Origin of the sequence: Micromonospora sp. AB353, assembly GCF_049538395.1 — a bacterium.
GTDB lineage: Bacteria > Actinomycetota > Actinomycetes > Mycobacteriales > Micromonosporaceae > Micromonospora > Micromonospora aurantiaca.
Genome location: NZ_JBMVFV010000011.1, coordinates 47,901 through 72,761, shown reverse-complemented (window position 1 = coordinate 72,761; position 24,861 = coordinate 47,901). Strand labels below are relative to the sequence as shown.

General features: G+C 73.4%; 23 protein-coding genes and 2 tRNA genes. 11 read left to right on the top strand and 14 right to left on the bottom strand.

Features of this window, described 5'->3' with window-relative positions:
* Positions 1–59: 59 nt before the first annotated feature.
* Entirely contained in the window at positions 60–1,025 is a 966-nt protein-coding gene (locus tag ACPCK6_RS08095; protein WP_423480775.1) for a hypothetical protein, read from the top strand.
* Here ACPCK6_RS08095 and ACPCK6_RS08090 read toward each other — a convergent pair.
* Positions 908–2,176 (bottom strand): glycosyltransferase, encoded by a 1,269-nt coding sequence (locus ACPCK6_RS08090; protein WP_396881149.1) that lies wholly within the window; start codon positions 2,174–2,176, stop codon positions 908–910. The genes ACPCK6_RS08095 and ACPCK6_RS08090 overlap by 118 nt on opposite strands.
* A gap of 192 nt (positions 2,177–2,368) precedes the next feature.
* Between ACPCK6_RS08090 and ACPCK6_RS08085 the strand changes: the two genes are divergently transcribed.
* The 3 genes from ACPCK6_RS08085 to ACPCK6_RS08075 all read left to right on the top strand — a co-directional run bounded on the left by ACPCK6_RS08085 (position 2,369) and on the right by ACPCK6_RS08075 (position 4,747).
* Entirely contained in the window at positions 2,369–3,367 is a 999-nt protein-coding gene (locus tag ACPCK6_RS08085; protein ID WP_423480760.1) for an SDR family oxidoreductase, read from the top strand.
* 56 nt (positions 3,368–3,423) lie between these two features.
* Complete coding sequence (locus ACPCK6_RS08080; protein ID WP_396881147.1) at positions 3,424–4,095, top strand: ATP-binding protein; 672 nt, start codon at positions 3,424–3,426, stop codon at positions 4,093–4,095.
* 79 nt (positions 4,096–4,174) lie between these two features.
* Complete coding sequence (locus ACPCK6_RS08075) at positions 4,175–4,747, top strand: DUF5709 domain-containing protein (RefSeq protein ID WP_174533914.1); 573 nt, start codon at positions 4,175–4,177, stop codon at positions 4,745–4,747.
* A gap of 4 nt (positions 4,748–4,751) precedes the next feature.
* On the opposite strand, the gene ACPCK6_RS08070 is transcribed toward ACPCK6_RS08075, so the two are convergent.
* Together ACPCK6_RS08070 and macS are read right to left on the bottom strand one after the other, a co-directional pair.
* On the bottom strand, positions 4,752–5,384 hold the full coding sequence (locus ACPCK6_RS08070; RefSeq protein WP_423480774.1) for a response regulator: 633 nt from the start codon (positions 5,382–5,384) through the stop codon (positions 4,752–4,754).
* Between the two features lie 11 nt (positions 5,385–5,395).
* The gene (macS, locus tag ACPCK6_RS08065) at positions 5,396–6,517 is read right to left on the bottom strand and encodes a MacS family sensor histidine kinase (protein WP_423480759.1); all 1,122 of its coding nucleotides are present in this window, start codon (positions 6,515–6,517) and stop codon (positions 5,396–5,398) included.
* Between the two features lie 115 nt (positions 6,518–6,632).
* Here macS and ACPCK6_RS08060 point away from each other — a divergent pair, with 115 nt between their 5' ends.
* The gene (locus ACPCK6_RS08060) at positions 6,633–7,100 is read left to right on the top strand and encodes an ATP-binding protein (RefSeq protein WP_318335579.1); all 468 of its coding nucleotides are present in this window, start codon (positions 6,633–6,635) and stop codon (positions 7,098–7,100) included.
* A gap of 10 nt (positions 7,101–7,110) precedes the next feature.
* Here ACPCK6_RS08060 and ACPCK6_RS08055 read toward each other — a convergent pair whose 3' ends face one another.
* Entirely contained in the window at positions 7,111–8,049 is a 939-nt protein-coding gene (locus ACPCK6_RS08055; RefSeq protein ID WP_194800484.1) for a ribose-phosphate diphosphokinase, read from the bottom strand.
* Between the two features lie 64 nt (positions 8,050–8,113).
* Between ACPCK6_RS08055 and glpK the strand changes: the two genes are divergently transcribed.
* Positions 8,114–9,598 carry a glycerol kinase GlpK gene (gene glpK / locus ACPCK6_RS08050; RefSeq protein ID WP_423480758.1) on the top strand — a complete coding sequence of 495 codons (1,485 nt, stop codon included), beginning with the start codon at positions 8,114–8,116 and terminating at the stop codon, positions 9,596–9,598.
* A gap of 3 nt (positions 9,599–9,601) precedes the next feature.
* Here the strand turns inward: glpK and ACPCK6_RS08045 are convergent, their stop codons facing one another.
* A complete protein-coding gene (locus ACPCK6_RS08045; RefSeq protein WP_396881144.1) occupies positions 9,602–10,435 on the bottom strand; it encodes a phosphoribosylaminoimidazolesuccinocarboxamide synthase in 834 nt (277 codons plus the stop codon).
* 120 nt (positions 10,436–10,555) lie between these two features.
* Here ACPCK6_RS08045 and ACPCK6_RS08040 point away from each other — a divergent pair, with 120 nt between their 5' ends.
* On the top strand, positions 10,556–11,881 hold the full coding sequence (locus ACPCK6_RS08040; protein WP_423480757.1) for an ABC transporter substrate-binding protein: 1,326 nt from the start codon (positions 10,556–10,558) through the stop codon (positions 11,879–11,881).
* Between the two features lie 46 nt (positions 11,882–11,927).
* Here ACPCK6_RS08040 and ACPCK6_RS08035 read toward each other — a convergent pair whose 3' ends face one another.
* The 7 genes from ACPCK6_RS08035 to ACPCK6_RS08005 all read right to left on the bottom strand — a co-directional run bounded on the left by ACPCK6_RS08035 (position 11,928) and on the right by ACPCK6_RS08005 (position 18,487).
* A complete protein-coding gene (locus tag ACPCK6_RS08035) occupies positions 11,928–12,176 on the bottom strand; it encodes a hypothetical protein (RefSeq protein WP_091422247.1) in 249 nt (82 codons plus the stop codon).
* A gap of 106 nt (positions 12,177–12,282) precedes the next feature.
* Positions 12,283–12,356: transfer RNA gene (locus tag ACPCK6_RS08030), tRNA-Met, on the bottom strand.
* Positions 12,357–12,657: 301 nt separating this feature from the next.
* A tRNA-Met gene (locus ACPCK6_RS08025) sits at positions 12,658–12,731 on the bottom strand.
* A 50-nt stretch (positions 12,732–12,781) separates the two neighbouring features.
* The gene (locus tag ACPCK6_RS08020; protein ID WP_423480756.1) at positions 12,782–13,708 is read right to left on the bottom strand and encodes a hypothetical protein; all 927 of its coding nucleotides are present in this window, start codon (positions 13,706–13,708) and stop codon (positions 12,782–12,784) included.
* The gene (locus ACPCK6_RS08015) at positions 13,698–14,207 is read right to left on the bottom strand and encodes an RNA polymerase sigma factor (protein ID WP_318335584.1); all 510 of its coding nucleotides are present in this window, start codon (positions 14,205–14,207) and stop codon (positions 13,698–13,700) included. The genes ACPCK6_RS08020 and ACPCK6_RS08015 overlap by 11 nt, the downstream gene beginning before the upstream one ends.
* A 148-nt stretch (positions 14,208–14,355) precedes the next feature.
* Positions 14,356–17,346 (bottom strand): UPF0182 family membrane protein, encoded by a 2,991-nt coding sequence (locus ACPCK6_RS08010; RefSeq protein WP_423480755.1) that lies wholly within the window; start codon positions 17,344–17,346, stop codon positions 14,356–14,358.
* Between the two features lie 127 nt (positions 17,347–17,473).
* A complete protein-coding gene (locus ACPCK6_RS08005) occupies positions 17,474–18,487 on the bottom strand; it encodes a YlbL family protein (RefSeq protein WP_209310356.1) in 1,014 nt (337 codons plus the stop codon).
* Positions 18,488–18,671: 184 nt separating this feature from the next.
* On the opposite strand from ACPCK6_RS08005, the gene ACPCK6_RS08000 reads away from it, so the two are divergent.
* Complete coding sequence (locus ACPCK6_RS08000; RefSeq protein ID WP_228531986.1) at positions 18,672–19,874, top strand: zinc-dependent metalloprotease; 1,203 nt, start codon at positions 18,672–18,674, stop codon at positions 19,872–19,874.
* 317 nt (positions 19,875–20,191) lie between these two features.
* Here ACPCK6_RS08000 and ACPCK6_RS07995 read toward each other — a convergent pair whose 3' ends face one another.
* The gene (locus ACPCK6_RS07995; RefSeq protein ID WP_423480754.1) at positions 20,192–20,827 is read right to left on the bottom strand and encodes a hypothetical protein; all 636 of its coding nucleotides are present in this window, start codon (positions 20,825–20,827) and stop codon (positions 20,192–20,194) included.
* Positions 20,828–20,944: 117 nt separating this feature from the next.
* Positions 20,945–21,466 carry a M48 metallopeptidase family protein gene (locus ACPCK6_RS07990; RefSeq protein ID WP_396881137.1) on the bottom strand — a complete coding sequence of 174 codons (522 nt, stop codon included), beginning with the start codon at positions 21,464–21,466 and terminating at the stop codon, positions 20,945–20,947.
* Between the two features lie 473 nt (positions 21,467–21,939).
* On the opposite strand from ACPCK6_RS07990, the gene ACPCK6_RS07985 reads away from it, so the two are divergent.
* From ACPCK6_RS07985 to ACPCK6_RS07975, 3 genes are all read left to right on the top strand, one after another.
* Positions 21,940–22,107 (top strand): DUF5679 domain-containing protein, encoded by a 168-nt coding sequence (locus ACPCK6_RS07985; RefSeq protein ID WP_007464795.1) that lies wholly within the window; start codon positions 21,940–21,942, stop codon positions 22,105–22,107.
* Positions 22,108–22,285: 178 nt separating this feature from the next.
* The gene (locus ACPCK6_RS07980) at positions 22,286–23,398 is read left to right on the top strand and encodes a TOMM precursor leader peptide-binding protein (protein ID WP_423480753.1); all 1,113 of its coding nucleotides are present in this window, start codon (positions 22,286–22,288) and stop codon (positions 23,396–23,398) included.
* Between the two features lie 10 nt (positions 23,399–23,408).
* On the top strand, positions 23,409–24,755 hold the full coding sequence (locus ACPCK6_RS07975) for an ABC1 kinase family protein (RefSeq protein ID WP_396881135.1): 1,347 nt from the start codon (positions 23,409–23,411) through the stop codon (positions 24,753–24,755).
* The last annotated feature ends 106 nt before the right edge of the window (positions 24,756–24,861 follow it).

Genomic DNA, 24,861 nt, shown 5'->3' with positions numbered 1-24,861 from the left:
CCGGGGGGAGCCTCTATCCTCGCCAGGTGGTTTCCTCCGGTTGGTGCTTCCTGGCGGCGATGATCATCGCGTACGGCTTCGCCAACCTCCTCCAGTCGGTCGCGGCCGCGCGGACCACAGTGCACCACACGTTCGACCCGGGGCTGCTGCTGCGCCTGGCCGGGCACCGGACGTACCTGATCGGCCTGACCTGCCAGGTCGTCGGCTTCGTGCTGGCCTTCCTGGCCCGCCGCGACCTGCCGTTGTTCCTGGTCCAGGCCAGCGTGGCGGCCGGGCTCGGGGTGACCGCCGTCCTCGGCGTGCTGGTGCTCAAGTGGCGGCTGCCGGCGGCCGAGGTGGTTCTTCTGGTGCTGCTGTTCGCCGGCATCACCGCGCTCGTGCTCTCCGCCCAGCCGGCGCCGTCACGGCAGCTCGGCACCGCCGGGCTGGTCGGCCTGGCGGTGGCGGTGCTCGCGATCGCCGCCTCCGGCTTCTTCGCCGCCCGGCTGCACGGCGCGCTCGGGTCGGTGGTGCTCGGCTCGCTGGCCGGGATGGCGTTCTCCGCCGCGGCGGTGGCGGCCCGCCCGCTCGCCTCGGCCGGATCGGTCGAGGCGTTCCTCCGCGACCCGCTGCTCTACCTGCTGATCGTCCACTCGCTGATCGGCCAGTTGCTGCTCGGGCTGGCCATGCAGCGGGGGTCGACCACGGCGGCGGTGGCGGCGATGGACGCCGCCGGGGCGGTACCCGCCGCGATCGTCGGCCTGCTGCTGCTCAACGACAAGATCTGGCCCGGTCGGGAGTGGCTGGCCGGGCTCGGCTTCCTGGTGACGCTCGCGGCGGTGGTCGGCCTGACCCGGTACGCCGAACCGCAGCACCACCACAGCGGCGCCCGCCAGAAGGCGATGGTGGGCGCCGCGATGGTGCCGGTTCAGGCGGCCTCGACCGGCCCCCGTTCGGAGACGACCACCTCGACCGGCGGCGTCGCCTCGACCGGCGTCGGCTCGATCGGGGTGGCCGGGCGGCGCCGCCCGATCACCCGCTCGTAGAGGCGTTCCAGCGCGGCGGCGGTCCGTTCCCAGGTGTAGCTGCACCGGACCCGGTCCACGGCGGCGTGCCCGTACGCGAACCGTCCGGCGTTGTCGGACAGCAGCCGGCGCAGCGTGACCCCGAGCGTGCGGACGTCACCCGGCGGCACCAGCTTGCCGGTCACCTCGTCCACCACCGCGTCGGCGATGCCGCCCATGGCGTAGCCGACCACCGGTACGCCGCAGGCCATCGCCTCCAGCGACACCCGCCCGGCTGACGCGTAGTGCGGGGTGCAGGCCACCACGTCGGCGGAGCGGTACCAGGTGGCCATCTGGTCGTGCGGCACCGCGCCGACCAGCTTCACCTGCTCCGCCACGCCCGCCCGCTCGGCCAGCTCGCGCAGCCGGCGCGCCTCGGCGTGCCCGTCCAGCCGCTCGGGCGGCGGACCGCCGGCGATCACCAGCTCCGCGTCACCGACCAGCCGCATCGCCCGGATCAGGTCGTCCTGGCCGTGTCCGGGCGCGAGCCCGCCGACGGAGAGGATCCGGGCCCGCTGGTCCCGGGGAGCCGCCTCGCCGTCCGGGTGGAACTGGCCGGTGTCCACGCCGGTCGGCACCATCGCCACCGCTGTGCGTTGCAGGCCCATCCGGGTCAGCTCGTCGACCTCGTCGTTGCACTGGGCCACCGCCACGTCCACGGCCCGGGTCAGCGCCCGCTCCAGCGGGATGCGCTCCCCCGGCCCGGTGTACCCGCGGCCGAGGTGCCGCAACTGCTCCACGCCGAGCGAGTGGAACGTCTGCACCACCGGGATGTCCGTGGCGCGGACCGCGTGCGCGGCGGCCAGCCCGCCGACCCAGTAGTGCCCGTGCACCACGTCGGGGGTCCAGTCCCCGGCCCACTGCCCGGCCAGCCAGCGGCCGTACTCGGCGACGAACGGGACCAGCTCGGCGGTGGAGAGCATGTCGGGCGGGCCGACCGGGACACGTTCCACCCGGTAGCCGTCGAGTTCGGTCAGGGCGGGCTGGGCAGACGCGGCACGGCGCTCGTAGACGCGGACGTCATGGCCCCGGGCGGCGAGCTCCGCCGCCACGCGCGCAATGTGCTCCTGCGTCCCGACGGTGGGACCGTCGGTGGACGAGCCGGCGTGCGCGCATACAAGGCCGACGCGCATGGTGCACCTCCATGCGTTTCTCGCGAGCGGGGTCTCCGGTCAGAGCGTCCCATTAACCCAGGTCCGGTGCGCCCAAACCTGACAGATCGGGGTCACCCGGCCAGTGCGTCCCGTGGGCGGGACAGCCGACCGATGCCGATCACCGGCGAAAACGGTCGGCATGACCGCCCCGGCCCGGGGTACCGACGGGGAATGCCGCTGACCCGCAGCCTCTCCGACGCCACAGTCGTCATCACCGGCGCCTCCAGCGGGATCGGCGCTGCGACCGCGTACGCGCTGGCCCGCCGGGGCGCCGACGTGGTGCTGGCCGCCCGGACCGAGTCCGCGCTGCGCCGGGTCGCGTCGTTCTGCCGGGAACTGGGCGGGCGGGCCCTGGTGGTGCCCACCGACGTGACCGACCCGGAGGCGGTGGAGCGGCTGGCGGGGCGGGCGGTGGCCGAGTTCGGCCGGATCGACGCCTGGATCAACAACGCGGCGGTGGGCACCGTGGGGCTGTTCGACGAGATCCCGGTGGCCGAGTTCCGCCGGGTGGTGGACGTGAACCTGCTCGGCGCCGTGTACGGGACGCGCGCCGCGCTGCCCTGGCTCGACGCGGCCGGCGGCGGGGTGCTCGTCAACAACGCCTCGGTCCTGGCCGAGGTGGCGATGCCGTACCAGTCGGCGTACAACGCGACGAAGCACGCGATCCGCGGTCTGGCCGACACCGTCCGGCAGGAGCTGCGGGTGACCGGCCGGGGCACCATCTCGATCTGCACCGTGCTGCCCGCGACCATCGACACGCCGTTCTTCCGGCACGCCGCCAACCACTCCGGCCGGGAGCTGACCCCACCGCCGCCGGTGTACCCGCCGGAGATGGTCGCCGAGACGATCGTCAAGCTGCTGCGGCGGCCCCGGCGCGAGGCGTACGCGGGCGGCGCGGCCCGGCTGATCGGGCTCCAGTGGCGGCTCGCCCCGGCGCTGGCCGAGCGCGTGCTGGGCTGGTACACCGCGCGCACCCAGTTCGGCCCCGGCGTACGCGCCGACTCCACCGGCGCGGTCTTCACGCCGGACGCGGCGGCGGAGCGGACCGACGGGTGGTCCGGCCGGCGCGGTCAGGTGCTCAGGCTGAGCGCGGCGGTCGGGCTGGCCGCCGGCACGGCTGTCGGCACGGTGGCGGCGCTCAGCCGCCGGTCGCGGGCCGACCGGTCGTGAGTCCCGTCGACCGGACCGGTGCGCGGGCGTGGACCGAGGTGCACAATGGGGCGATCATGCCGACGGATGCGCGTTGCCTGGTGGAGACCGACGACTCCTCGCCGACGGTCCGGCTGACCGGGGTGCTCGACCGGTCCGAGGTGGAGGCCGTACGGGACGCGCTGCTCGCCCGGCTGTGGCGGCAGCCCGGGGTGCTGCTCGTGGACCTGTCCGGGGTGCGGATCCCCGATCCGATGGCACGCGACGCGCTGGACGAGGTCTGCCGGGCGGTGGACGACTGGCCCGCCGCGCGGCTGCTGCTCGACCCGGACGGGCCGCACCCCGACGCCCCGCCCGAGCCGCTCGACGCCGCGCTGCCCCCGGTGGTCGAGGCCGCCCGGCAGGCGCGGGTGCTGGTGGCCGACGGCTGCGCCAGGTGGGGACTGCCGGAGCTGGCCGAGCCGGCCTGCATCGCGGTCACCGAGATGGTCAACAACGTGGTGGCGCACGCGGTCACGCCGATGACGCTCCGGCTGGCCCCGCGCGGCGGCGCGCTGCACGTCGCGGTCCGGGACCACTCGACCGGGCGGCCCGCGTACGGCGGTCCGGCGCCGGTGGACTCGGTGGGCGGGCGGGGGCTGCTGCTCATCGACACGGTGGCCCGGCGCTGGGGCAGCACGGCGCTGCCCGACGGCAAGGTGGTGTGGTGCGTGCTGTACGCCGAGGACGAGGCGGCGTACCGCAACTGAGGTGCTTTTCGCACTGTTTCTCCCGATCCACCCGGCCGGACGCGGTTAGGGCGGGGAGCGCAGTGGGTAGTTCCCGGGCATGCGCGACGACGAGTACCCCACCCCCGTGTCCGATCCCGAGGCGGCGGGCCTGCCCGACACCGCCGACGACGACTCCACCGCGAACGACGACGTGCTGACCGGGCGCGAGGCGGACGGCCCCGAGCCGGCCCAGCTCCCCGGTGACCGCACGCCGGTCGCCGTGGACCAGTTCGGCACCACGGCGGAGGAGCAGCTCGACGGCGAGTCGCTGGACTACAAACTCCAGCGCGAGCAGTACGAGCGTCCCGCCGACGATCCGCTCGCCGGCCCGGTCGACCCGGACATCGCCGCCGAGGCGGACAGCGAGGAGGCCGCCGCGCAGGCCCAGCTCGACGCCGACGTGATCGACCCGGGCCCGGTCTCGGACCCGGACTCCCCGGTCTCGGTGTACGACCACGGCCAGCTCGGCACCGTCGCCGACCACCAGGTGGGCCGGCTGGTCGAGCCGGACGAGGGCGCACACACCGACCAGGAGACCGACAACGTCGCCTACGACGCCGGCGCGGCCGGTGGCGGGGCCAGCGCGGAGGAGCTGGCGGTGCACGAGACCCGGCCGCCGGAGGCGCGCTGACCGCTCAGTCGTCCAGGCCCCGCTCGATGGCGTACCGGGTCAGCTCGACCCGGTTGTGCAACTGGAGCTTGCCCAGGGTGTTCTGCACGTGGTTCTGCACGGTCCGGTGGGACAGGCTCAGCCGGTCGGCGATCTGCTTGTAGGACAGCCCCTTGGCGACCAGACGCAGCACCTCGGTCTCCCGTTCGGTGAGCCGGGGTGCGTCGTCGTGCGGGGCGGGCGGCGCCGCGGCCAGCCGCCGGTACTCCCCCAGCACCAGCCCGGCCAGGCCGGGCGTGAACACCGGCTCACCGGCCGCCGTGCGGCGCACCGCGTCGAGGAACTCCGCCGGTGCGGCCGACTTGATCAGGTAGCCGGTGGCGCCGGCCTTGACCGCGTCCAGCACGCCCTGCGGCTCGCCGCTCGCCGACAGCATGAGCACCCGCACGTCGGGCAGCGCGGCGCGCAGGCCCCGGATCACCTCGACGCCGGAGATGTCCGGCAGCTGGAGGTCGAGCACGACGAGGTCGGGACGGGCCGCCGCGGCCACCCGTACCGCCTGCCGGCCCTCGCCGCTGGTCGCCACCACCTCGTGGCCCGCCTCGGTCAGGTCCCGGGCCACGCCCTCGCGCCACATCGGGTGGTCGTCGACCACCATCACCCGGACGCTCACCTGCGGCTCCTCGGCACGACCAGCTCGATCTCGGTGCCGGCGCCCGGCGCGGACACGATCCGCACCTCGCCGCCCAGGTCCGCCACCCGGCCCCGGATGGACTGCGCCACCCCGAGCCGCCCCTGCGCGGCGGCCTCCACCAGCCGCCCGTCCGGGATGCCCGGCCCCTCGTCGCGTACCGAGACGGTCACCGTCTCCTCCTCGTCCTCGATCAGCACCCAGGCCCGGCCACCGGCGTGCCGGGCCACGTTGTCCAGCGCCGCGCCGACCGCCGCGCCCAGCTCACCGGCGGTCCGCGCGGGCAACGGCACCGGTGTGGCAGGCGCGGACACCACCACCGTGGCCGAGGCGTACCTGTCGATCAGGTCGCGCAGGTCCTGCTCGTCCCCGCCCGGGTCCGGCGGCGCGCCCGCCCGGCCGATCAGCGCCCGCAGCGCCGCCTCCTGCTCGCCGGCCAGCCGGGCCAGCTCGGCCGCCTCGCCGTCCAGGTCCGCGCCGCGCCGCCGGACCAGCGCGAGCACCTGGAGCACCGAGTCGTGGATGTCGCGGGCCAGCCGTTCCCGCTCGCGGGTGGCCGCCTCCAGCTCCACCGCCCGCTGCAACCGCTCCTCCGCCTGCACCGCCAGCCGCGCCACGTGCCCGACCACCACGCCGGCGAGCAGCATGAGGATCGCCCCGGTCAGCGCGGACGGGCTGATCCGGTCCCGGGTGGCGAGGTCGGCGCCGCCGAGGACGATCGCGGCGACCGCGCCACGTCGCCGCCCGCCGGAGACCGCCCAGGCCAGCACCGGCCCGGCCAGCCAGGCGGCGGTCAGCATCGGCACCCCGGCGGCCAGCGCCGCGCCGCCCACCACCCACGGCGTGACCAGGATGATCGCCAGCACCACGCCGAGGTCGGCCAGGAGCAGCGGCCAGCGCCGCCCGGCCGGACGGCCGTAGCCGGCCGCCGTCACGCCGCTCCACGCCAGCATCGCGAGCAGGACACCGCCTGCGGCGACCGGGTGCGCGTAGCGGTCCGCGTCGCGCAGCACGACCAGTCCGACGTACGCGAGCGCGGCGAAGCGGAACACCGCTATCGATCGCCAGAAGGGGCCCTCGAGGCCGGAGGACGACGGCATGTGGGCCACCCTGTCACAGCCGGTCCAGGGCACCCCGGGCGGTGCGGCCCGAGAAACCCTGACGTACGGTGGAAATGCCGCGAAAGTCGTCGAGAGCCATCGTCGGGACGGGGTCATGACAGACGCAGAACTCCCCGCACCGCGTACGGTTGTGCCCATCGAACCTTCCCTGCTTCTCGCCACCGCCTTCGACCAGGCGCAGGTGACCGGGCTGCGGCACTCGGTCACCTCCTGCGCGCACGGTTCCGGCCTGTCCGGCCAACGGCTGGACGACTTCGTGCTGGCGGTCAACGAGCTGATCACCAACGCGGTCCGCCACGGCGGCGGGCAGGGCTGGCTACGGCTCTGGGAGCGGGACGGCGAACTGGTCTGCGAGGTCGCCGACCACGGGCCCGGGATCAGCGAACGGCGGCTGCGCGACCGCGAGCGGCCCGCGCCGGACACCGCCGGCGGCTGGGGTCTCTGGCTGGCCCGGGAGCTGAGCGACGCGATGGAGGTGGAGAGCGGCGACGCCGGCACGGTCGTCCGGATCACCGCCGCGCTCGCCACCCGCCAGCCCGTCACCGGCCCACGGGACGGCTGACCCGCCGCCGTCAGGCGAACAGGGCGCTCACCGACTCCCCGTTGTGGATCCGCCGCATCGCCTCGGCCAGCGCCGGCGCCACCGACAGCACCTCCAGCTTCGGCACCCGCTTCTGGGCCGGGATCGGCACCGTGTTGGTGCAGACGATCTCCAGGACGCCCTCCTGCGCGCTCAGCCGCTCCAGCGCCCCGCTGGAGAACAGGCCGTGCGTACAGGCCAGCCGGATCGAGCGGACCCGCCGCTCCCGCAGGTGCGAGATCAGCTCGATCACCGTGCTGCCCTTGGCGATCTCGTCGTCCAGCACGATCACGTCCCGGTCCGCCACGTCCCCGATGATCGTGCTGATCTGCACCCGGTCGTCGCTGAAACGCTGCTTCGCGCCGGCCGCCACCGGCGTACCGAGCATCCGGGCGAACGCGGCGGCCTCCTTGGCGTTGCCCAGGTCCGGCGAGACCACCACCGCGTTGCTCAGGTCGTACCCCTTGAAGTGGGCGGCCAGCTCGCGCAGCGCGTGCAGGTGGTCCACCGGGACGCTGAAGAAGCCGTGCACCTGCGGCGAGTGCAGCGTCATGGCCAGCACCCGGTCCGCGCCCGCGGAGGTGAGCAGGTCGGCGACGAGCCGGCCACCGATGGAGATGCGCGGGGCGTCCTTCTTGTCGGACCGGGCGTACGCGTAGTGCGGCAGCACCACGGTGATCCGCGCGGCCGACGCGCCCCGGGCCGCGTCGATCATGAGCAGCAGCTCGACCAGGTGCTCCTGCACCGGCGGCACCAGCGGCTGGATGAGGAAGACGTCGCGCTCCCGGCAGTTCGCCTGCAACTGCACCTCCAGGCAGTCGTTGGCGAACCGGGACACCCGCACCGGGTGCAGCGGGACGTGGAGGTGGGCGCAGATCTCGGCGGCGAGGTCGGGATGGGCCGACCCGCTGAACACGGCAATGTCACGCACGTCTGATGATCGTACGGGCCGCCGGAGGGAGACGGTGGACGCTCGCGGCGGGTACGGTGCTGCCGTGACCGCAGAGTTCGTCGCCGCCATCGACCAGGGCACCACGTCCTCGCGCTGCATCGTCTTCGACCGGGCCGGTGAGATCGTCGCCGTGGCCCAGCGCGAGCACCGGCAGATCTTCCCCCGGCCCGGCTGGGTGGAGCACGACGCCGAGGAGATCTGGACGAACGTCGAGCACGTGGTGCGCGAGGCGCTGGCGAGCGCCGACATCGGCACCGAGTCGCTGGCCGCGGTGGGCATCACCAACCAGCGCGAGACCACAGTGGTGTGGGACCGGGAGACCGGCCGGCCGGTGGCGAACGCGATCGTCTGGCAGGACACCCGCACCGGCCCGCTGCTGCGCGAGCTGACCGAGACGTACGACGAGGAGCGGCTGCGGGCCCGCACCGGCCTGACCCCGGCCACCTACTTCGCCGGCCCGAAGCTGTGCTGGCTGCTCGACCACGTCGACGGGCTGCGCGAGCGGGCCGAACGCGGCGAGGTGCTGTTCGGCACCATGGACAGCTGGCTGATCTGGAAGCTGACCGGCCGGCACGTCACCGACGTGACGAACGCCAGCCGCACCATGCTGATGGACCTGGAGACGCTCGACTGGGCCCCGGAGCTGCTCGACGCGCTGCGCGTCCCGGCCGCCGTGCTGCCGGAGATCCGCAGCTCGGCCGAGGTGTACGGCACCGCCCAGGGGGTGCTGGCCGGGGTGCCGGTGGCGAGCGCGCTCGGCGACCAGCAGGCGGCGCTGTTCGGGCAGACCTGCTTCCAGCCCGGCGAGGCCAAGTGCACCTACGGCACCGGCAGCTTCCTGCTGCTCAACACCGGTGCCAGCCCGGTGCCGTCGCGGCACGGCCTGCTCACCACCGTGGCGTACCGGATCGAGGGCCAGCCCGCCGTGTACGCGCTGGAGGGCGCCATCGCGGTCACCGGCTCGCTGGTGCAGTGGCTGCGCGACAACCTCGGCCTGATCTCCTCCGCCCCGCAGGTCGAGGAGCTGGCCCGCACCGTCGACGACAACGGCGGCTGCTACGTGGTGCCGGCCTTCTCCGGCCTGTTCGCCCCGCACTGGCGCAGCGACGCCCGGGGCGTGATCGCCGGGCTGACCGGCTACATCACCAAGGGGCACCTGGCCCGCGCGGTGCTGGAGGCGTCGGCCTTCCAGACCCGCGAGGTGGTGGACGCGATGAACGCCGACTCCGACGTGGCGCTGCGCCGGCTGCGGGTCGACGGCGGGATGACCGGCAACGAGCTGCTGATGCAGTTCCTCGCGGACGTGCTGGACGTGCCGGTCGTGCGGTCCCGGATCACCGAGACGACGTGCCTCGGCGCCGCGTACGCCGCCGGCCTGGCCGTCGGGTTCTGGCCCGACCTGGCCACGCTGCGCGAGAAGTGGCGCTCGGACGCGCAGTGGGAGTCGACGATGGACCCGGCGCACCGGGAGCGTGAGATGCGCCAGTGGCACAAGGCGGTGCGGCGCACGCTCGACTGGGTCGACTGAGCGTCAGTCCCAGCGGTTGCCGGTGAGCTTCTCGTACACCTCGACGTAGCGGGCCCGGGTCGCCTCGATCACCTCGGCCGGGACCTCGGGCGCGGGCGGCTGCTTGTCCCAGCCGCTCGCCGTGGCCCAGTCCCGCACGTACTGCTTGTCGTAGGAGAACTGGGCGCGGCCCGGCTGGTACGACTCGGCCGGCCAGAACCGGGACGAGTCGGAGGTGAGCACCTCGTCGCCGAGCACGAGCGTGCCGTCCGCCGCCCAGCCCAGCTCCAGCTTGGTGTCGGCGATCAGGATGCCCCGCTCGGCGGCGATCTCCGCGCCGCGCCGGTAGACGTCGATGGTGATCTGCCGCAGCCGCTCCGCGACCTCCGGCCCGACCTTGTCCACCACCTGCTCGTACGTGATCGGCTCGTCGTGCTCGCCCTTGGGCGCCTTCGTCGACGGCGTGAAGATCGGCTCGGGCAGGATCGACGCCTCGACCAGGCCGCGGGGCAGCGGCACCCCGGAGACCGAGCCGGTGCGCTGGTATTCGGCGAAGCCGCCGCCGGTCAGGTACCCCCGGGCCACACACTCGACCGGCACCATCTCCAGCCGCCGGCAGCGGATCGCCCGGCCGGCGAACTCCGCCGGCACGTCCGTCGCGGAGATCACATGGTTCGGCACCAGGTCGGACAGCTGCTCGAACCACCACAGCGACAGCGCGGTGAGCAGGCGGCCCTTGTCCGGGATCGGGGTCGGCAGCACCACGTCGTAGATGGAGACGCGGTCGGAGGCGACCAGGATCAGGTCCTCGCCGTCGGCGTAGACGTCCCGGACCTTGCCCGAGTGCAGAAGTTCCACGGCGCTAGTACACCATGACCGGCACGGACCGCCCGGCGCGCCCACCGCCGTCCCGCCCGGCGTTGACACCCGGCCGGGGGCCGGTGAAATGATCCGTCCACCCCACCTTCGGAGAGACCTTTGCGCGCTCCGCAGTCCGTACCCCGTCCCGGGATCGACCGGCGACGGTTCCTGGGCGCGCTCACCGGGCTGCCGCTCGCCGCCGGCGGGCTGCCGCTGCTCGCCGGGTGCAGCCCGGAGGAGGTGGCCGCCGACGAGGGCCCGATCGAGCTGTCCGTGTTCTGGTGGGGTGGCGCCCGCCGGGCCGCGGCCACCGAACAGGCGCTGCGGCTGTACTCGCAGCAGAACCCGCGGGTCAGCTTCCGGGTCACCTGGCAGGGGCTGGGCGGCTACTACGACCGGCTCGCCACCCAGGCCACCGGCGGGAACGCGCCGGACCTGTTCCAGATCGACGACACCCTGCTCGCCGAGTACGCGGGCCGGGACATCCTGCTCGACCTGACCCGGTACGTCGCCGACGAGCGGCTCGACCTGCGCGAGGTGCCGGAGCAGCTGGCCCGCTACGGCCGGGTGGACGAGCGCACGGTGGGCGTGCCGGCCGCGCAGACGAGCGCGGCGCTGGTGTTCAACCGCCGGCTGCTGCGCCGGCTGGGCCAGCCCGAGCCGCGCACCGGGATGTCCTGGAAGGAGTACGTGAACTGGGCGGCCCGCGTCACCCGCGCCTCCGGCAACCGGGTGGCCGGCACCATGGACGCCTCCGGCGACTACCGGGCGTTCTGGCTCTGGCTGCGCGGCCAGGGCAGCGAGCTGTACCAGGGGCGGCAGCTCGGCTTCAGCTCCGCCGAGTTGCTCGCCTGGTTCGAGTTCTGGGAGGTGGCGCGCTTCGACCGGGCCACACCGAGCGCCGCCCTGGTCGAGCAGGCCGACAGCGGCGAGCTGGCCCGCCAGCTCGTGGTCACCGGGCACACCGCTGCCTCCTTCGCCTGGTCACACCAGCTGCCCGAGTTGCAGGGCCTGACCGACGACGAGCTGGGCGCGGTGGCCTTCCCGGGTACCCCGGCCGCCCAGTGGCCCCGGGCGTCGATGTACTGGGCCGGTTTCCGGGGCACCCGCCACCCGGCCGCGGTGGTGGACGTGCTCGACTTCCTGACCACGAACGTGGCGGCCGGCCGGCTCCTCGGCGTCGAGCGCGGCCTGAACGCCAGCAAGCAGGTGCGCTCGTTCGTGGCGGCGGAGGTGACCGGCCGGGCCGAGAAGCGCATGGCCGCGCTCGGCGCCGAGCTGGACGACCTGGCCGGCCCGTCGCCCGCGCCGCCGCCGAAGGGGCACGCCGCGGTACGCGAGCTGCTGATCGACGCGGCCGAGAGCATCCGCGGCAAGCGGGCCGGCGCCCGTACCGCCACCTCCCGCTTCATGGCCCAGGCGAACGCCGCGCTCGCGAGCTGACCCGCCCCTCCCCCACCCCGCCCGGCGTGGGCGGGGTGGGCGGGGATCAGCGCGGGGGGCGGTTGCGGCGGTTGCGGGTGAGCAGCACCACCAGCAGCACGATGCCACCGACCACCACGAGGCAGCAGAGCAGGCCGAGGAAGCCGAACCCGCCCCGGGAGCGCCGGCGCGCGGCCTCCACCACGATCTCGCCGGTGCCCGACGACGCCCAGGCCGCGACCGGTACGAAGACCGAGAGCACGACCGTACCGAGGACCGCGCCCAGGCGGCCCCACCACTTGTTCCATGCAGACATGCCCCCATCCTCGCCGAGGTCCGCAACCGGGGCACGGCGGACAGGGCGGATGTCGCCGGACACGGCGAAGGGCCCCGGAGAGAACTCCGGGGCCCTTCGTCACGAGTAGCGGGGACAGGATTTGAACCTGCGACCTCTGGGTTATGAGCCCAGCGAGCTACCGAGCTGCTCCACCCCGCGTCGGCTCGTAAAGCTTATCGCACTCCGTTCCTGGAGATCAGCCGGGTACCCGGAATCCCCCTCGGGCGCCGCACGGCGATCCGACGTCTCGCCGGGCGAGGTCGAGCCCGAGACTCTCTGGCCGAAAACGATATGACTGAGAGTCATAACTATGACTCTCAGTCATACGCGTCTCGGGACTTCTCTTCCGCCGGGCCGGTCGGGGACCGTGACCATGGCGAGCCCCCCCGCACAGGGGTACGCACGACACCGGCGAGAACGGCGAAGGCCCCGGAGTTCTCTCCGGGGCCTTCGTCACGAGTAGCGGGGACAGGATTTGAACCTGCGACCTCTGGGTTATGAGCCCAGCGAGCTACCGAGCTGCTCCACCCCGCGTCGGCTCGACAACCGTAGCGCACCGACCCGGGGAGGCGCAAAACGGGTACTCAGTCCAGCCACCGCCGGATCGCCTCGGCCGCCCGGCGGCTGTCCGCGTCGAACTGGGCGCGCTGGGTCGAGGTGCTCTCCCAGCCCTGTTCCCACAGCACCGTCACCACGTCGCCGGAGCGCACCGCGCGCACCAGGTGCACCTCGTCGCCGCCGCTCGGATCGCCGTTGGCGTCCCGGTACGGCGTCCGCGTCTCGAACAGCACCGACTCGTCGCCGTACCCGGTGTCGGGCAGCAGGCGCTGCCGTACCGTCGTCGGCGGCGTACCCCGGGCGGGCTGCTCGGGGCAGGCCCGCACCGCCGCGCGCAGCTCGGCCAGCGCGGCGCCGGCACCACCGGACCGGTAGATCGTGATGCTGTGCCGGTAGTTGCCGGACGGCACCTCGTCCGCCGGCGCGCCGGCCCGCCGGTACGGCAGCGACCGGGCCCGCTGCGCCACCACCCGCTCGTCGCCGGGCGTCGCGCCGCACAGCACCGGCAGCACCGGCCCCGGGCCGAAGTAGTTACCCGTACCGGCGTCGTTCGCGGCGGGCAGCACGAAGAACGCCCGGTCCGGGATCGTGGTCGGGGTCACCGCGGCCGGCGGCGTGGTGGTCACGACCGGGCCGCGCGAGCCGGAGGTACGGCCGGCGGACGGCGACGGCACGGCTGTCGACGGCGCGACCGAGGGCGCGGCGGACGACGGCAGCGGGGTGGGCGTACCCGCGGGGGGTGGAGCCGGGTCGGGCCCCGGCCCGGCGGCGAGCACCAGCTGGCTTCCGGCCACCGTGCCCGCGACCAGCCCGGCGGCGGCCAGGACGGTGATCGCGGCGCGGCGCCGGGCCCAGCGGTCGGCGCTGCGGCGCAGCCGGTCCGGTGCCGGCAGCACCCGCTCGTCGGTGTCCGCGGCGAGGGACAGGTAGTAGCGGTGCAGTTCACGCGACATCGTTGACCTCCAGCTCCTCGGCGGCGACGCCGGGCAACAACTCGGCCAGCCGGGCCCGCCCCCGGGACAACCAGGACTTCACCGTGCCGGCGGGCACGCCGGCCTCCCGGGCGATCTCCTCCACCGGCAGGTCGAACAGGTAGTGCAGGGCGAGCGCCTGCCGGTACCGGGGCGGGAGCTGCCGCAGCGCCGCGACCAGCAGCACGGTGTCCTCGCCGGGCGGCCCGACGTCCGGTGGCGGGCCGGTACGGCTGGCCGCGAGGCGCCACCCGCGCAGCCGCCGGAACCGGTCCGTCGCCAGCCTGCTGATCACCAGTCGCAGCCACGCCTCCGGGGCGGGATGGCCGGCGAGCTTCGCCCACTGCCGCCAGGCCCGGGCGTACGCCTCCTGCACGAGATCCTGGGCCTCGGCCGGGTCACCGGCCACCGCGTAGCCGTACCGGACGGCCCGCCCGGACGTGCTGCGGTAGAAGTCGTCGAAGCTGTCCGCGTCCCGCATGTGCCCTCCGCCCCCACACGTTCACCTGCACTGTTGACGGCGCGGCGGGGTCCGGGGTTGCGGCCGGAGAGTCCGTTCGACGACACGAGCCCGTGGTCCGGGTGACCGTTGCGGTCCCGGACCACGGGCTCGTGGTGTCAGTTCGGCGTCAGCCGCCCGGTGACGGCGCGGGTGACGTCGGCGCCGGTGGCGAGACGCTGCCCGACGGCGCCGGGTTGCCCGAGCCGTTCGCCGCGGCCTGGGCCTGCTGGAACGCGCTCATCGCCTCGTCCAGCGCCTTCAGCGCGCGTCCGTACCGCTCGAAGTCGCCGGACGCCTGCGCGGCCTTGACCTCGCCGATCGCGGTCTGCACCCGGGCGGCCGCCTGGGCCAGCTCCCCGCTCATCGGCGGCGGCGTGTTGTTGTTGTCGCCCCCGGTCGGCGGCGGCGTGGGGTTGTCGTCGGTGCTGGGCGGCGGGTTGGTGTTCGGCGCCCGCTTGCCCTGCTCGACGAGCTGCTTGATGCCGTCGCTGAGGTTGTTGGCGAGCACCACGTACGAGCCGCCGTCACCGTAGGAGAGCAGCACCTTCTGCAACAGCGGGTACGCGTCCTGGCTGCTGCTCTTCACGTACACCGGCTCGACGTAGAGCATGCCGTCGGCGAACGGCAGCGACAGCAGGTTGCCGTACTGCACCTGCGCCTGGTTGGACGAGAGCAGGTTCAGCTGCTGCCGGATGTCGCCGTTGTTCGTCATCTGCTGGTGCACCTGCGTCGGACCGGAGATCCGGGTCTGGTCCGGCAGCTCCAGCACCTCCAGCTTCGGCTGTCCGTCGACGTACGACCCGGAGACCAGCGCGGCCAGGTTCTGCCGCCCGTTCGGGGTCACCGCCGAGGTCAGCTGGAAGCGTGGCCCGTCCTGCCCGGGGAACTGGGTGAACAGGTAGTACGGCGGCTGCTTCTGCCCGCTGTCCGGCGCGTCCGGCACGTTCGGCACCTGCCAGAAGTCCTGGCCGGAGTAGAAGTCGCCGGGGTCGGTGACGTGGAACTTGGTCAGCAGGTTGCGCTGCACCTTGAACAGGTCGGCCGGGTAGCGGAAGTGCTCGGCCAGCTCGGCGGGAATGTCGCCCTTGGGCAGCACCAGGTCACCGCCGAACGCCTTGTTCCACGCCTTGAGCACCGGGTCGGTGTCGTCGTACGAGTAGAGCTTCACCGTGCCGTCGTACGCGTCGACAGTCGCCTTCACCGAGTTGCGGATGTAGTTGACGTTCTCCCGGGCGAGCTGGAACGTGCCCCGGCCGGTCAGCTCGTCGGCCGTCTCGGCCTGGAGGTTGACCCGCTCGGCGTACGGGTAGGTCGCCGCCGTGGTGTAGCCGTCGATGATCCACAGGACGCGCCCGTTCACCACCGCCGGGTACGGGTCGCCGTCGAGCGTGAGGAACGGCGCGACCTTCTCCACCCGGTCGCGCGGGTTACGCACGTACAGCAGCTTCGAGTTCTCGTTCACCGCCTCGGAGAGCAGGAAGTTCGACTCCTGCTCCTTGATCGCGTAGAGCAGCCGGCGCGGGAACGAGCCGATCTTGACGCCGCCCTCGCCGGTGTAGGTGTAGTACTGCTCGCCGCCGGTGGAGGTGGGCCGGTCGAACTCGACGTTGCGGTCACCGGTCTGCCCGACGATCGCGTAGTCGTTCGCCTCCATCCGCTCGCCGTAGTAGATCCGCGGCTGCTGGGCCGGGATCTCCTCGGTCGGCGCGGAACACGCCTCCTGCGCCTTCTCGCCGAGGAAGCCGGAGACGAAGTACGGCTGACCGCCGCAGACCACCTGGTTCGCCGGGGCGGCCACCAGGCCGTACCCGTGGGTGTAGACGGTGTGGCGGTTGATCCAGTTGCTCTGCTGATCGGTCAGCTCGCCGTAGTTGATCTCACGGACGCCGACCACGTAGTCGGAGGTCTTGTCCTTGACCGAGTACCTGTCGATGTCCAGCTTCGAACCGAAGTCGTAGAAGCCGCGGACCTGCTGCAACTGCGTGTACGTCTCGGAGACGAGCTGCGGGTCGAGCAGCCGGATGTTCGACACCACCGAGGTGTCGGTGGCCAGGCTGGCGGGTGGAACGAGGTTGCTGGCCGCGTACGGTGTGGTCTTCGCGCCTTCCAGGCCGAACGCGGACCTGGTGGCCTTGATGCTGCGTTCGATGTACGGCGCCTCCTTGTCGCGGGCGCTCGGCTTGACCTCGAACGTCTGCACGGCCCACGGGTAGATGCCGCCGATCGCCACCGCGGAGACGCCCAGCAGGGCCAGCGAGATGCCCGGCCAGACCAGGTTCCGCATCACCGCGTTGGAGAACACGATGATCGCCAGCGCCACCACGATCGAGATCCAGGCGAGGATCTCCTTCGCCGGGAGCAGCGCGTTCACGTCGGCGTAGCCGGCGCCGTAGAGCTTGGCGCCCTCGTTGTACTCCAGCAGCATGGCCCGCCGGTCCAGCACGTAGGCGACGGCCTTGAGCAGCACGAACACGGCGACCAGCGAGCTGAGGTGGGCGCGGGCGGCGTTCGTCATCCGGTCGCCGACGCCCTGGAGGCGCACGCCGCCGAAGATGTAGTGCACGGCGAGCGCGCCGAGCAGCGACAGCACCACCGCGGTGAAGCCGACGCCGAGCACGTAGCGCCAGAACGGCAACTGGAAGACGTAGAAGCCGACGTCGACGCCGAACTCCGGATCCTTCACACCGAAGTCACCGCCGTTGCGGAACAGCAGCCACTGGCCCCAGCGGCTCTGCGCGGAGAGGCCGGCGAACAGCCCGACGACGGCGGCGGCCAGCGCGATCCAGGTGCCGAGCCGGGGGCTCAGCAGCATCCGGTAGCGCTCCAGGGTCGCCTGCTCGGCCGAGTGCGGGCGCATCTTGGGCCGCAGCCGGTGGGCCAGCCAGAGGTTGCCGCCGACGAGCAGCGCCATGCCGGCGCCGACGACGAGGAACAGCAGCACGCGGGTCGCGAGTACGCCGGTGAAGACCTGGGTGTAGCGGACCTCGTCGAACCAGAGCCAGTCGGTCCAGGCGTTCACGCCCCACCCGAGGAGGGTGAACAAGATGAACACCCCGATCAGGACACCGATGGTGACGCGTCCGCGCCGGCTCATCCTCGGTAAGGGACTGCTACGCATGACCACTGTTGGCTCCGCACGCTCGATGTGATCGGCTCCGACCAGGCACCAAGAGTACGGGGTGTTCCTGAGCACGTCGGGTCAAGGTCACGTCACGATCCGCGCCGTGACCGCCGCCCGGCCCGCGTCAGCAGCGCGTCGGCTGTCCCCCGGCGCGCAGCGTCTCGAGTGCCGTCAATGCCTCACCCAGCGTGGCGACCTTCAGCAGCGGCAGGCCCGGCTGCGGGTTACGGACCGCCTCGGCGCAGTTGTCGGCGGGCACCAGGAACGCCTTCGCGCCCGCGTCCTTGGCGCCGACCAGCTTCTGCGCGATGCCGCCGATCGGGCCGACGCGACCCTCGTCGTCGATGGTGCCGGTACCGGCGATGATCTTCCCGCCGGTGAGGTCGGCCGGCTCCAGCTTGTCGATGATGCCGAGCGAGAACATCAGCCCGGCGCTCGGCCCGCCGATGTCACCCAGGTCGATCTTCAGGGTGAACGGGTGCGGCTGCTGCTGGTCGATCTCCACGCCGATGCGCGGCCGGCCGTCCTGCTCGCGGCTGGTCACCGTGGCCGTACCGGGGGTGCCGCCACGGGTGTAGCCGATCGTCAGCGCGGTGCCCGCCGGCTTCGCCCGGATCAGCTCGGTGAGCTTCGCCGCGCTCGTCACCGGCACCCCGTCGACCGATGTGACCACGTCGTCGGGGCGCAGCACGTCGACCGACGGGCCGCCCGGCGTGACCGCCTTGACCAGCACCTTGATCGGGTAGCCCAGCTCACGCAGCGCCGCCGTCTCGGCGCTGGTCTGCGAGTTCTGGAAGTCCTCCGCGTTGCGCTTCTCGACCTCCTCCTGCGACTCCCCCGGCGGGTAGACCAGCTCCCGCGGCACCACCGCCTCGTCCGAGGAGAACCATCCGGCGAGCGCCGACCGCAGCCGCACCGTCGGCTGCACACCGACTGTGGTGAGCCGGAGCTGACCGGCGGAGGTGGACGTCGCGCGGCCGGTCACCTGGATGACCTCCTTGCCGTCCTCGCTGCCCAGCGTGTTCACCGTCGGACCCGGGCCGAGCACCACGTACGGCAGCGGCACGCTCAGCACGCCGATGCTGAGCAGGGCGGTGAGCAGGGCACCGAGGAGGACGGTCACGCCGCGACGTCTCATGGGCCAGAGCGTACCGATCCGTCCCCTGCCATCCGGCGCGGTGACCGGCGGACTTCGCCCTCAGCGCAACGCCGAGTGGCACGACCTGCGGCGGGGCCCGCGTACCGTAGACGTCGTGCCTGATATTCCGTTCGGCTTCGCGCTCCCGGGTGGTCAACCACCGGACCCCAACGATCCCGCGGCGATGCAGCAGTTCATGTCGCAGTTGCAGCACCTGCTCTCGGCGCCGGGCAGCGGGCCGGTCAACTGGGACCTGGCCCGGCAGGTAGCCGCCAGCCAGCTCGCCGCCGCCGGCGACCCGGCGGTGTCGCCGTTCGAACGCAACGCGGTCGAGGAGGCGCTGCGCATCGCCGACCTGTGGCTGGAGCCGGCGACCTCGTGGCCCTCCGGCATCCGTACCTCGGTCGCCTGGAACCGCAACGAGTGGATCTTCAAGACGCTCGACGTGTGGCGCAAGCTCTGCGACCCGGTGGCCAGCCGGATGGTCGGCGCGATGGGCGACCTGGTGCCGCCGGAGGCCCGCGCCCAGCTCGGCCCGATGCAGTCGATGGTCGCCACGCTCGGCGGCGCCCTCTTCGGCGGCCAGCTCGGCCAGGCGCTCGGCTCGCTCGCCGCCGAGGTGCTCTCCGCCGGTGACATCGGCCTGCCGCTCGGCCCCGCCGGCACCGCCGCGCTCGTCCCCGCCAACATCAAGGTGTACGGCGAGGGCCTGGAGCTGCCCGAGGACGAGGTACGCCTCTACGTGGCCCTGCGCGAGGCCGCCCACCAGCGGCTGTTCCAGCACGTGCCGTGGCTTCGCGGGCACGTGCTGACCGCGGTGGAGAACTACGCCGCGGGCATCCGGGTCAACCGGGAGGCGATCGAGGAGGCGATGGGCCGGGTCGACCCGACCGACCCGGAGTCGATGCAGGCGATCGCGCTGGAGGGCATCTTCACGCCCGAGGACACGCCCGCCCAGAAGGCGTCGCTGGCCCGGCTGGAGACCGTACTGGCCCTGGTCGAGGGCTGGGTCTGCCACGTCGTCGACAGCGCCGCCGGTGACCGCCTCCCCAACGTGGTACGCCTCGGCGAGGCGTTCCGCCGCCGCCGCGCCGCGGGTGGCCCGGCCGAGCAGACGTTCGCCGCGCTGGTCGGCCTCGAACTGCGGCCCCGCCGCCTGCGTGAGGCGACGGTGCTGTGGGCGGCGCTGACCGAGCACCGCGGCATCGCCGGGCGGGACGCGGTCTGGGGCCACCCGGACCTGCTGCCCTCCGACGACGACTTCGCCGCCCCGGAGGCGTTCGCCACGACGAGCACCGATCTCGACGACGAGCTGGCGAACTTCGACTTCTCCGCCCCCGGCGCCCCGGAGGAGAAGTCCCCCGGCGAGGACGACGACAAGCGCTGACGCGTACGCGAGCGGGGCCCGCACGGTTCACCGTGCGGGCCCGTCCGCGTCCCACCCCGTCCCGCCCCGTCCCGTCGATCCTCGATCGGCTTGTTGCCGCGTCGAGCGCCGCCCATCGGGCGAGACTGGCGTTCCGCGAGGTGGGATCGGTGGAGATCTTGGTAGGAAAGGGCCCCTATGGGGGCCGTTTCCTACCAAGATCTCTCGGAGCCGGGAGCCGGGAGCCGGGAGCCGAGAGCAACTGAGAAACCCACTCACAGGTCGACGACGTCGGCGGGGTGGAGCGGTGTGGGCGCGGGCAGGGCGGCGGCGGGGTGTCAGACGGGGTGGCCGGACAGCAGGGCGCGGGTGGCCTCCCAGCCCTCGACGGCCGGATCGAGGGCGGCCAGGTCGGCCGGGCCGCGCATCCGGTGCCAGCCGGCGGTGACCGCCACGTCCCCGGGGCTCGGTGCCGCCCGCCGCACCTCGGCCGGCGCGGCGGCGTCCAGGTCCAGCGCGGGCAGCCACGCCGGTACCGGCAGCCGCGCGGCCACTCCCAGCAGCCCGGTTCCGCCTCCCTCGACCGGGGCCACCGCCACCGGCCGGGTGGTGAGCGGGCGCAGCAGCTTGCCGAGCGTCAGCCCCGGCACGTCCGGCGCGTCCGCCGCCACCACCGCCACCTGGTCGTAACCGCCCGCCCCGTCATCGCGGGCCGCCTGGTCGCCGGTGATCGCCGCGAACACCGCGTTCGGCGTGGGCTCGGGCACCTCGTACACCTGGGTGCCGGGCCAGACCACCGCGTCGGCCAGCCATCGGTCCCGGGCGGTGACCGCGACGGCGGTCTCCACCTCGTTCAGCGTGGCGAGCAGGTCGACCACGTCCTCGGCGAGCGCGGTACGCCATCGCGCCGGATCGACTCCGGGCGGCGTCCAGGTCACCGGGCCGAGCAGCGCCACCACCACACGTCGCGACATTCGCCGACCTTAACCCCACCCCGGCCCGCGTCCGTTCACGATCATGAGGTTGGCGGTGACGAAGCGGACGAAACCTGGGGTCAACCTCATGATCGACCGTGACCGGCGGGGCGGTGGTCAGGGGATGGCGGCGGTGGCTGCCACGCCCTCCAGGTAGCCGCGGGCACGCTCCGACCTCGGGTAGCGGGCGACCAACGCCCAGAACTCGGCGTTGTGGCTGGGCACGATGAGGTGCGCCAGCTCGTGCAGCAGCACGTAGTCGATCACCCAGTCGGGCATGTCCTGGACCCGGTGCGAGAGCCGGATGGTGCGGTCTGCGGGCGTGCAGGAACCCCAGCGGCCGTTCTGGTTGGTCACCCAGCGGACGCTCGCCGGCGCGGCGGCCGACCCGTATTCGGTCAGGTAGAGGTCGATCAGGCGGGCGGCGCGGGCGAGCAGTTCGGCGTCCGAGCGGGCCAGCCGGCCCTCGCGGGCGGCGAGCCGGGCGAGCATCCGGTCGACCCACTCGCTCTCCTCGGCCCGGGAGAACTGGTCGGGGATCAGCACGACGACGCGCTCACCGTCCCGGTACGCGGACACCGTGCGCCGCCGACGCTGGCTGCGCCGCACCTCGACGACGGGCTTCCGCGTCACGGCCATTACCGGTCCGCGCAGCCTCGGTTGACTGTCACGATGGAAAGCTAATGCGTACTGACCAGGACTCCGCAAGAGTCAACACGACGACACGCGCCCGGAAAGTGGCGGTTGATTGTCAGGAGTCCGGAAAAAATTCTTTGCGACGGTAGCTGACCATCACCTGACCGGCCCTGTTCACGTTAAGTGATCTACGACGAGTGACAGTCGGCAGGGCCGCGCGAAGCGGATCTGGGTGCATTCATCCGGCGTGTCCGCGCGAAACTGACTTATCCGACGTTACTCGGCATGCACACTCTCGACGTCGACTTGCTCACAGAGTCGGCGCACAGCTGACATGGAACTGCCCGTACCTGGGTAGGGTCCGCCAACCACGGTCAGGTGACTGACCGCGGAGAACCCCCGGCGCCGGTGCCACGCGTGGGCCGCCGCAGGGAGACCGCCGGGACACCTCCGGCGGACGAGACGAGGAGGCTACCGTGGCCGACCAGGCCCAGACCTACAACGGTTACTGCGTGAAGTGCAAGGAGAAGCGGGACTTCGAGGGGCACGTGGAGGTCTCGAAGACCGGCATGAACATGGCCAAGGGCAAGTGCCCGGTGTGCGGCACAACAGTGAACCGCATCCTGGGCAAGGCCAAGGTCTGACCCGTACGACAGACACCGGGGAGGGCGGCCGTCGGCCGTCCTCCCCGGTCGTGTAGCCGACAGAGTTACCGGCTAGTTGTGGAAAACCGGCGAGAACCTGTGGACAACGCTGGCCACGGCTCGCCGCACCTGTGGACAACGAGCGACGGAGCGCGCGGAGACGGTCACGATCAGTGGCGTGACCGACCCGACACCGCTCGTCCGTCCCGTCCTGCTCCCCGGCCTGACCCGGCTCTGGCGTGACCGGTACACGCTCCAGCTCGGCGAGCCGCCCGGCCGCGCGGTGCTGCTGGAGATGTCCTCGCCGGGGACGGCCCGCCTGCTCGACCTGCTCGACGGCACCCGCAGCGAACGCGCCGTGCTGGCCGAGGCGCGCGCCGCCCGGGTTCCGCCCGACGAGGCACGCGCCCTGTTCGACACGCTCCGGGACGCCGGGCTGGTGGTGCCGGCGCAAGCGCTGCTCCCCCGTGACCTCGCCGGGACGACACGGGCCCGCCTGACCGCCGAGGCCGCCGCGCTGGCGCTCGCGTCGCCCGACCTGCCCGGCACACCGGCCCGGCTGCTGCGCCGCCGCCGCGACGCCCGGGTGCTGGTCACCGGCACCGGACGGCTCGGCGCGGCGGTCACCGTCGCGCTGGCGCAGGCCGGCGTCGGCCACGTCGTACCCGATCTGGCCGGCCCGGTCGGCGGCGGTGACCTGGTCGGGACCGGCCTGACCGCCGCGGAGCTGGGCCGGCCGCTGGCCCTCGCGGTACGCGCGGCGCTGGAGCGGTGCGCCCCCGGAACTGTCACCGTCCCGTCGCGGGCGACCCGGCCGGACCTGGTGGTGCAGCTCGGCGTCGACCGTCCGGCCGAGCTTCTGGCCACCGGGTACGCGCGCCGGCGTCAGCCGCACCTGCTGCTCGACCTGCGCGGCGGCGTACCGGTGATCGGCCCGCTGGTCCGCCCGCCCGTCGGTCCCTGCCTGCGCTGCCTCGACCTGCACCGCGGCGACCGGGATCCGGACTGGCCCGCGCTGGCCGCCCAGCTCGCCGCCGACCGGGGCGAGCGGGCCTGCGCCGCCGCCACCCGGCTCGCCGCGGCGGCCTTCGCGACGGCCGAGGTGCTGGCCCAGCTCGACGGCGCCCAGCCGGAGACGCTCGGCGGCGCGGTGGAGATCCGCGGGCCGGGCCGGGTCCGCTACCGACGGTGGCCGCCGCACCCCTCCTGCGGTTGCTGCCGGCGTCGCCCGATCCGGTCGGCCCCGGCCGCTACCCGCCGCACGGCAGCAGCGGAGGCCCCGCGTCGGTAACAATGGCCGGGTGACCGACATCCCGCGCCGGGCCGTGTCCCGCACCGCCAAACTCGCCGCCCTGCCGCTCGGGTTCGCCGGTCGAACCGTCCTCGGCATGGGCAAGCGGGTGACCGGCCTCGCGTCCGACGTCATCTCCGCCGAGATCCAGCAGCGCACCGCCGAGCAGTTGTTCAGCGTGCTCGGGCAGCTCAAGGGCGGCGCGATGAAGTTCGGCCAGGCCCTGTCGGTGTTCGAGGCGGCGTTGCCCGAGGAGGTCGCCGCGCCCTACCGGCAGGCGCTCACCAAGCTCCAGGAGGCCGCGCCGCCGCTGCCGGCCGCGACGGTGCACAAGGTGCTCGCCGAGCAGCTCGGCCCGGACTGGCGCGACCGGTTCGTCGAGTTCGACGACACCCCGGCCGCCGCGGCGAGCATCGGCCAGGTGCACCGCGCGGTCTGGCGCGACCCGGGGTACGAGGCGGAGGGCGGCCCCCGGCACCGGGACGTGGCCGTGAAGATCCAGTACCCGGGTGCCGGTGACGCCCTGCTCGCCGACCTCAAGCAGCTCTCCCGGCTCGGCGGCATGTTCCGGGCCATCCAGCCGGGGCTGGACGTGAAGCCGCTGCTGGCCGAGCTGCGCGAGCGCATCACCGAGGAGCTGGACTACGAGCTGGAGGCCGAGTCGCAGCGGGCGTTCGCGGCCGCGTACGCCGACGACCCGGACATCTTCATCCCGGAGGTGCTCGACGCCGCACCGCGGGTGCTGATCACCGAGTGGGTGGAGGGCATCCCGCTGTCGCAGATCATCCGGGAGGGCACCGAGGAGCAGCGGAACGAGGCCGGCCGGCTGATGGCCGAGCTGCACCTGTCCGCGCCGGAGCGGGCCGGGCTGCTGCACGCCGACCCGCACCCGGGCAACTTCCGGCTGCTCCCGGACGGCCGGCTCGGTGTGATCGACTTCGGGGCGGTGGCCCGGATGCCGCAGGGCACGCCCGAACCGATCGGCCGGATCGCGGCGCTGGCGCTGCGCGAGGACGCCGACGCGGTGGTGGAGGGGCTGCGCGCCGAGGGCTTCGTCAGCCGTACCGAGTCGATCGACGCCCCGGCGGTGCTCGACTTCCTGCGTCCGATGCTGGAGCCGATCGCCGCCGACGAGTTCCGTTTCACCCGGGCCTGGCTGCGCGCCGAGGCGACCCGGCTGGCCAGCCCGCGCTCCCCCGCCTACCAGCTCAGCCGGCAGCTCAACCTGCCGCCGTCGTACCTGATGATCCACCGGGTCACGCTGGGGTCGATCGGGGTGCTCTGCCAGTTGGAGGCGAAGGCGTCCTACCGGTCGATCCTGGAACGCTGGCTGCCGGGCTTCGCGCCGGTGGCCTGAGCGCAAACCGGCGCCGGAAGACCACGAAGGGGCGGTGACCTGGTCGGTCACCGCCCCTTCCTCACGATCGTTCTACAGGACGCCCAGGTCGCGGGCCGACTGGCTG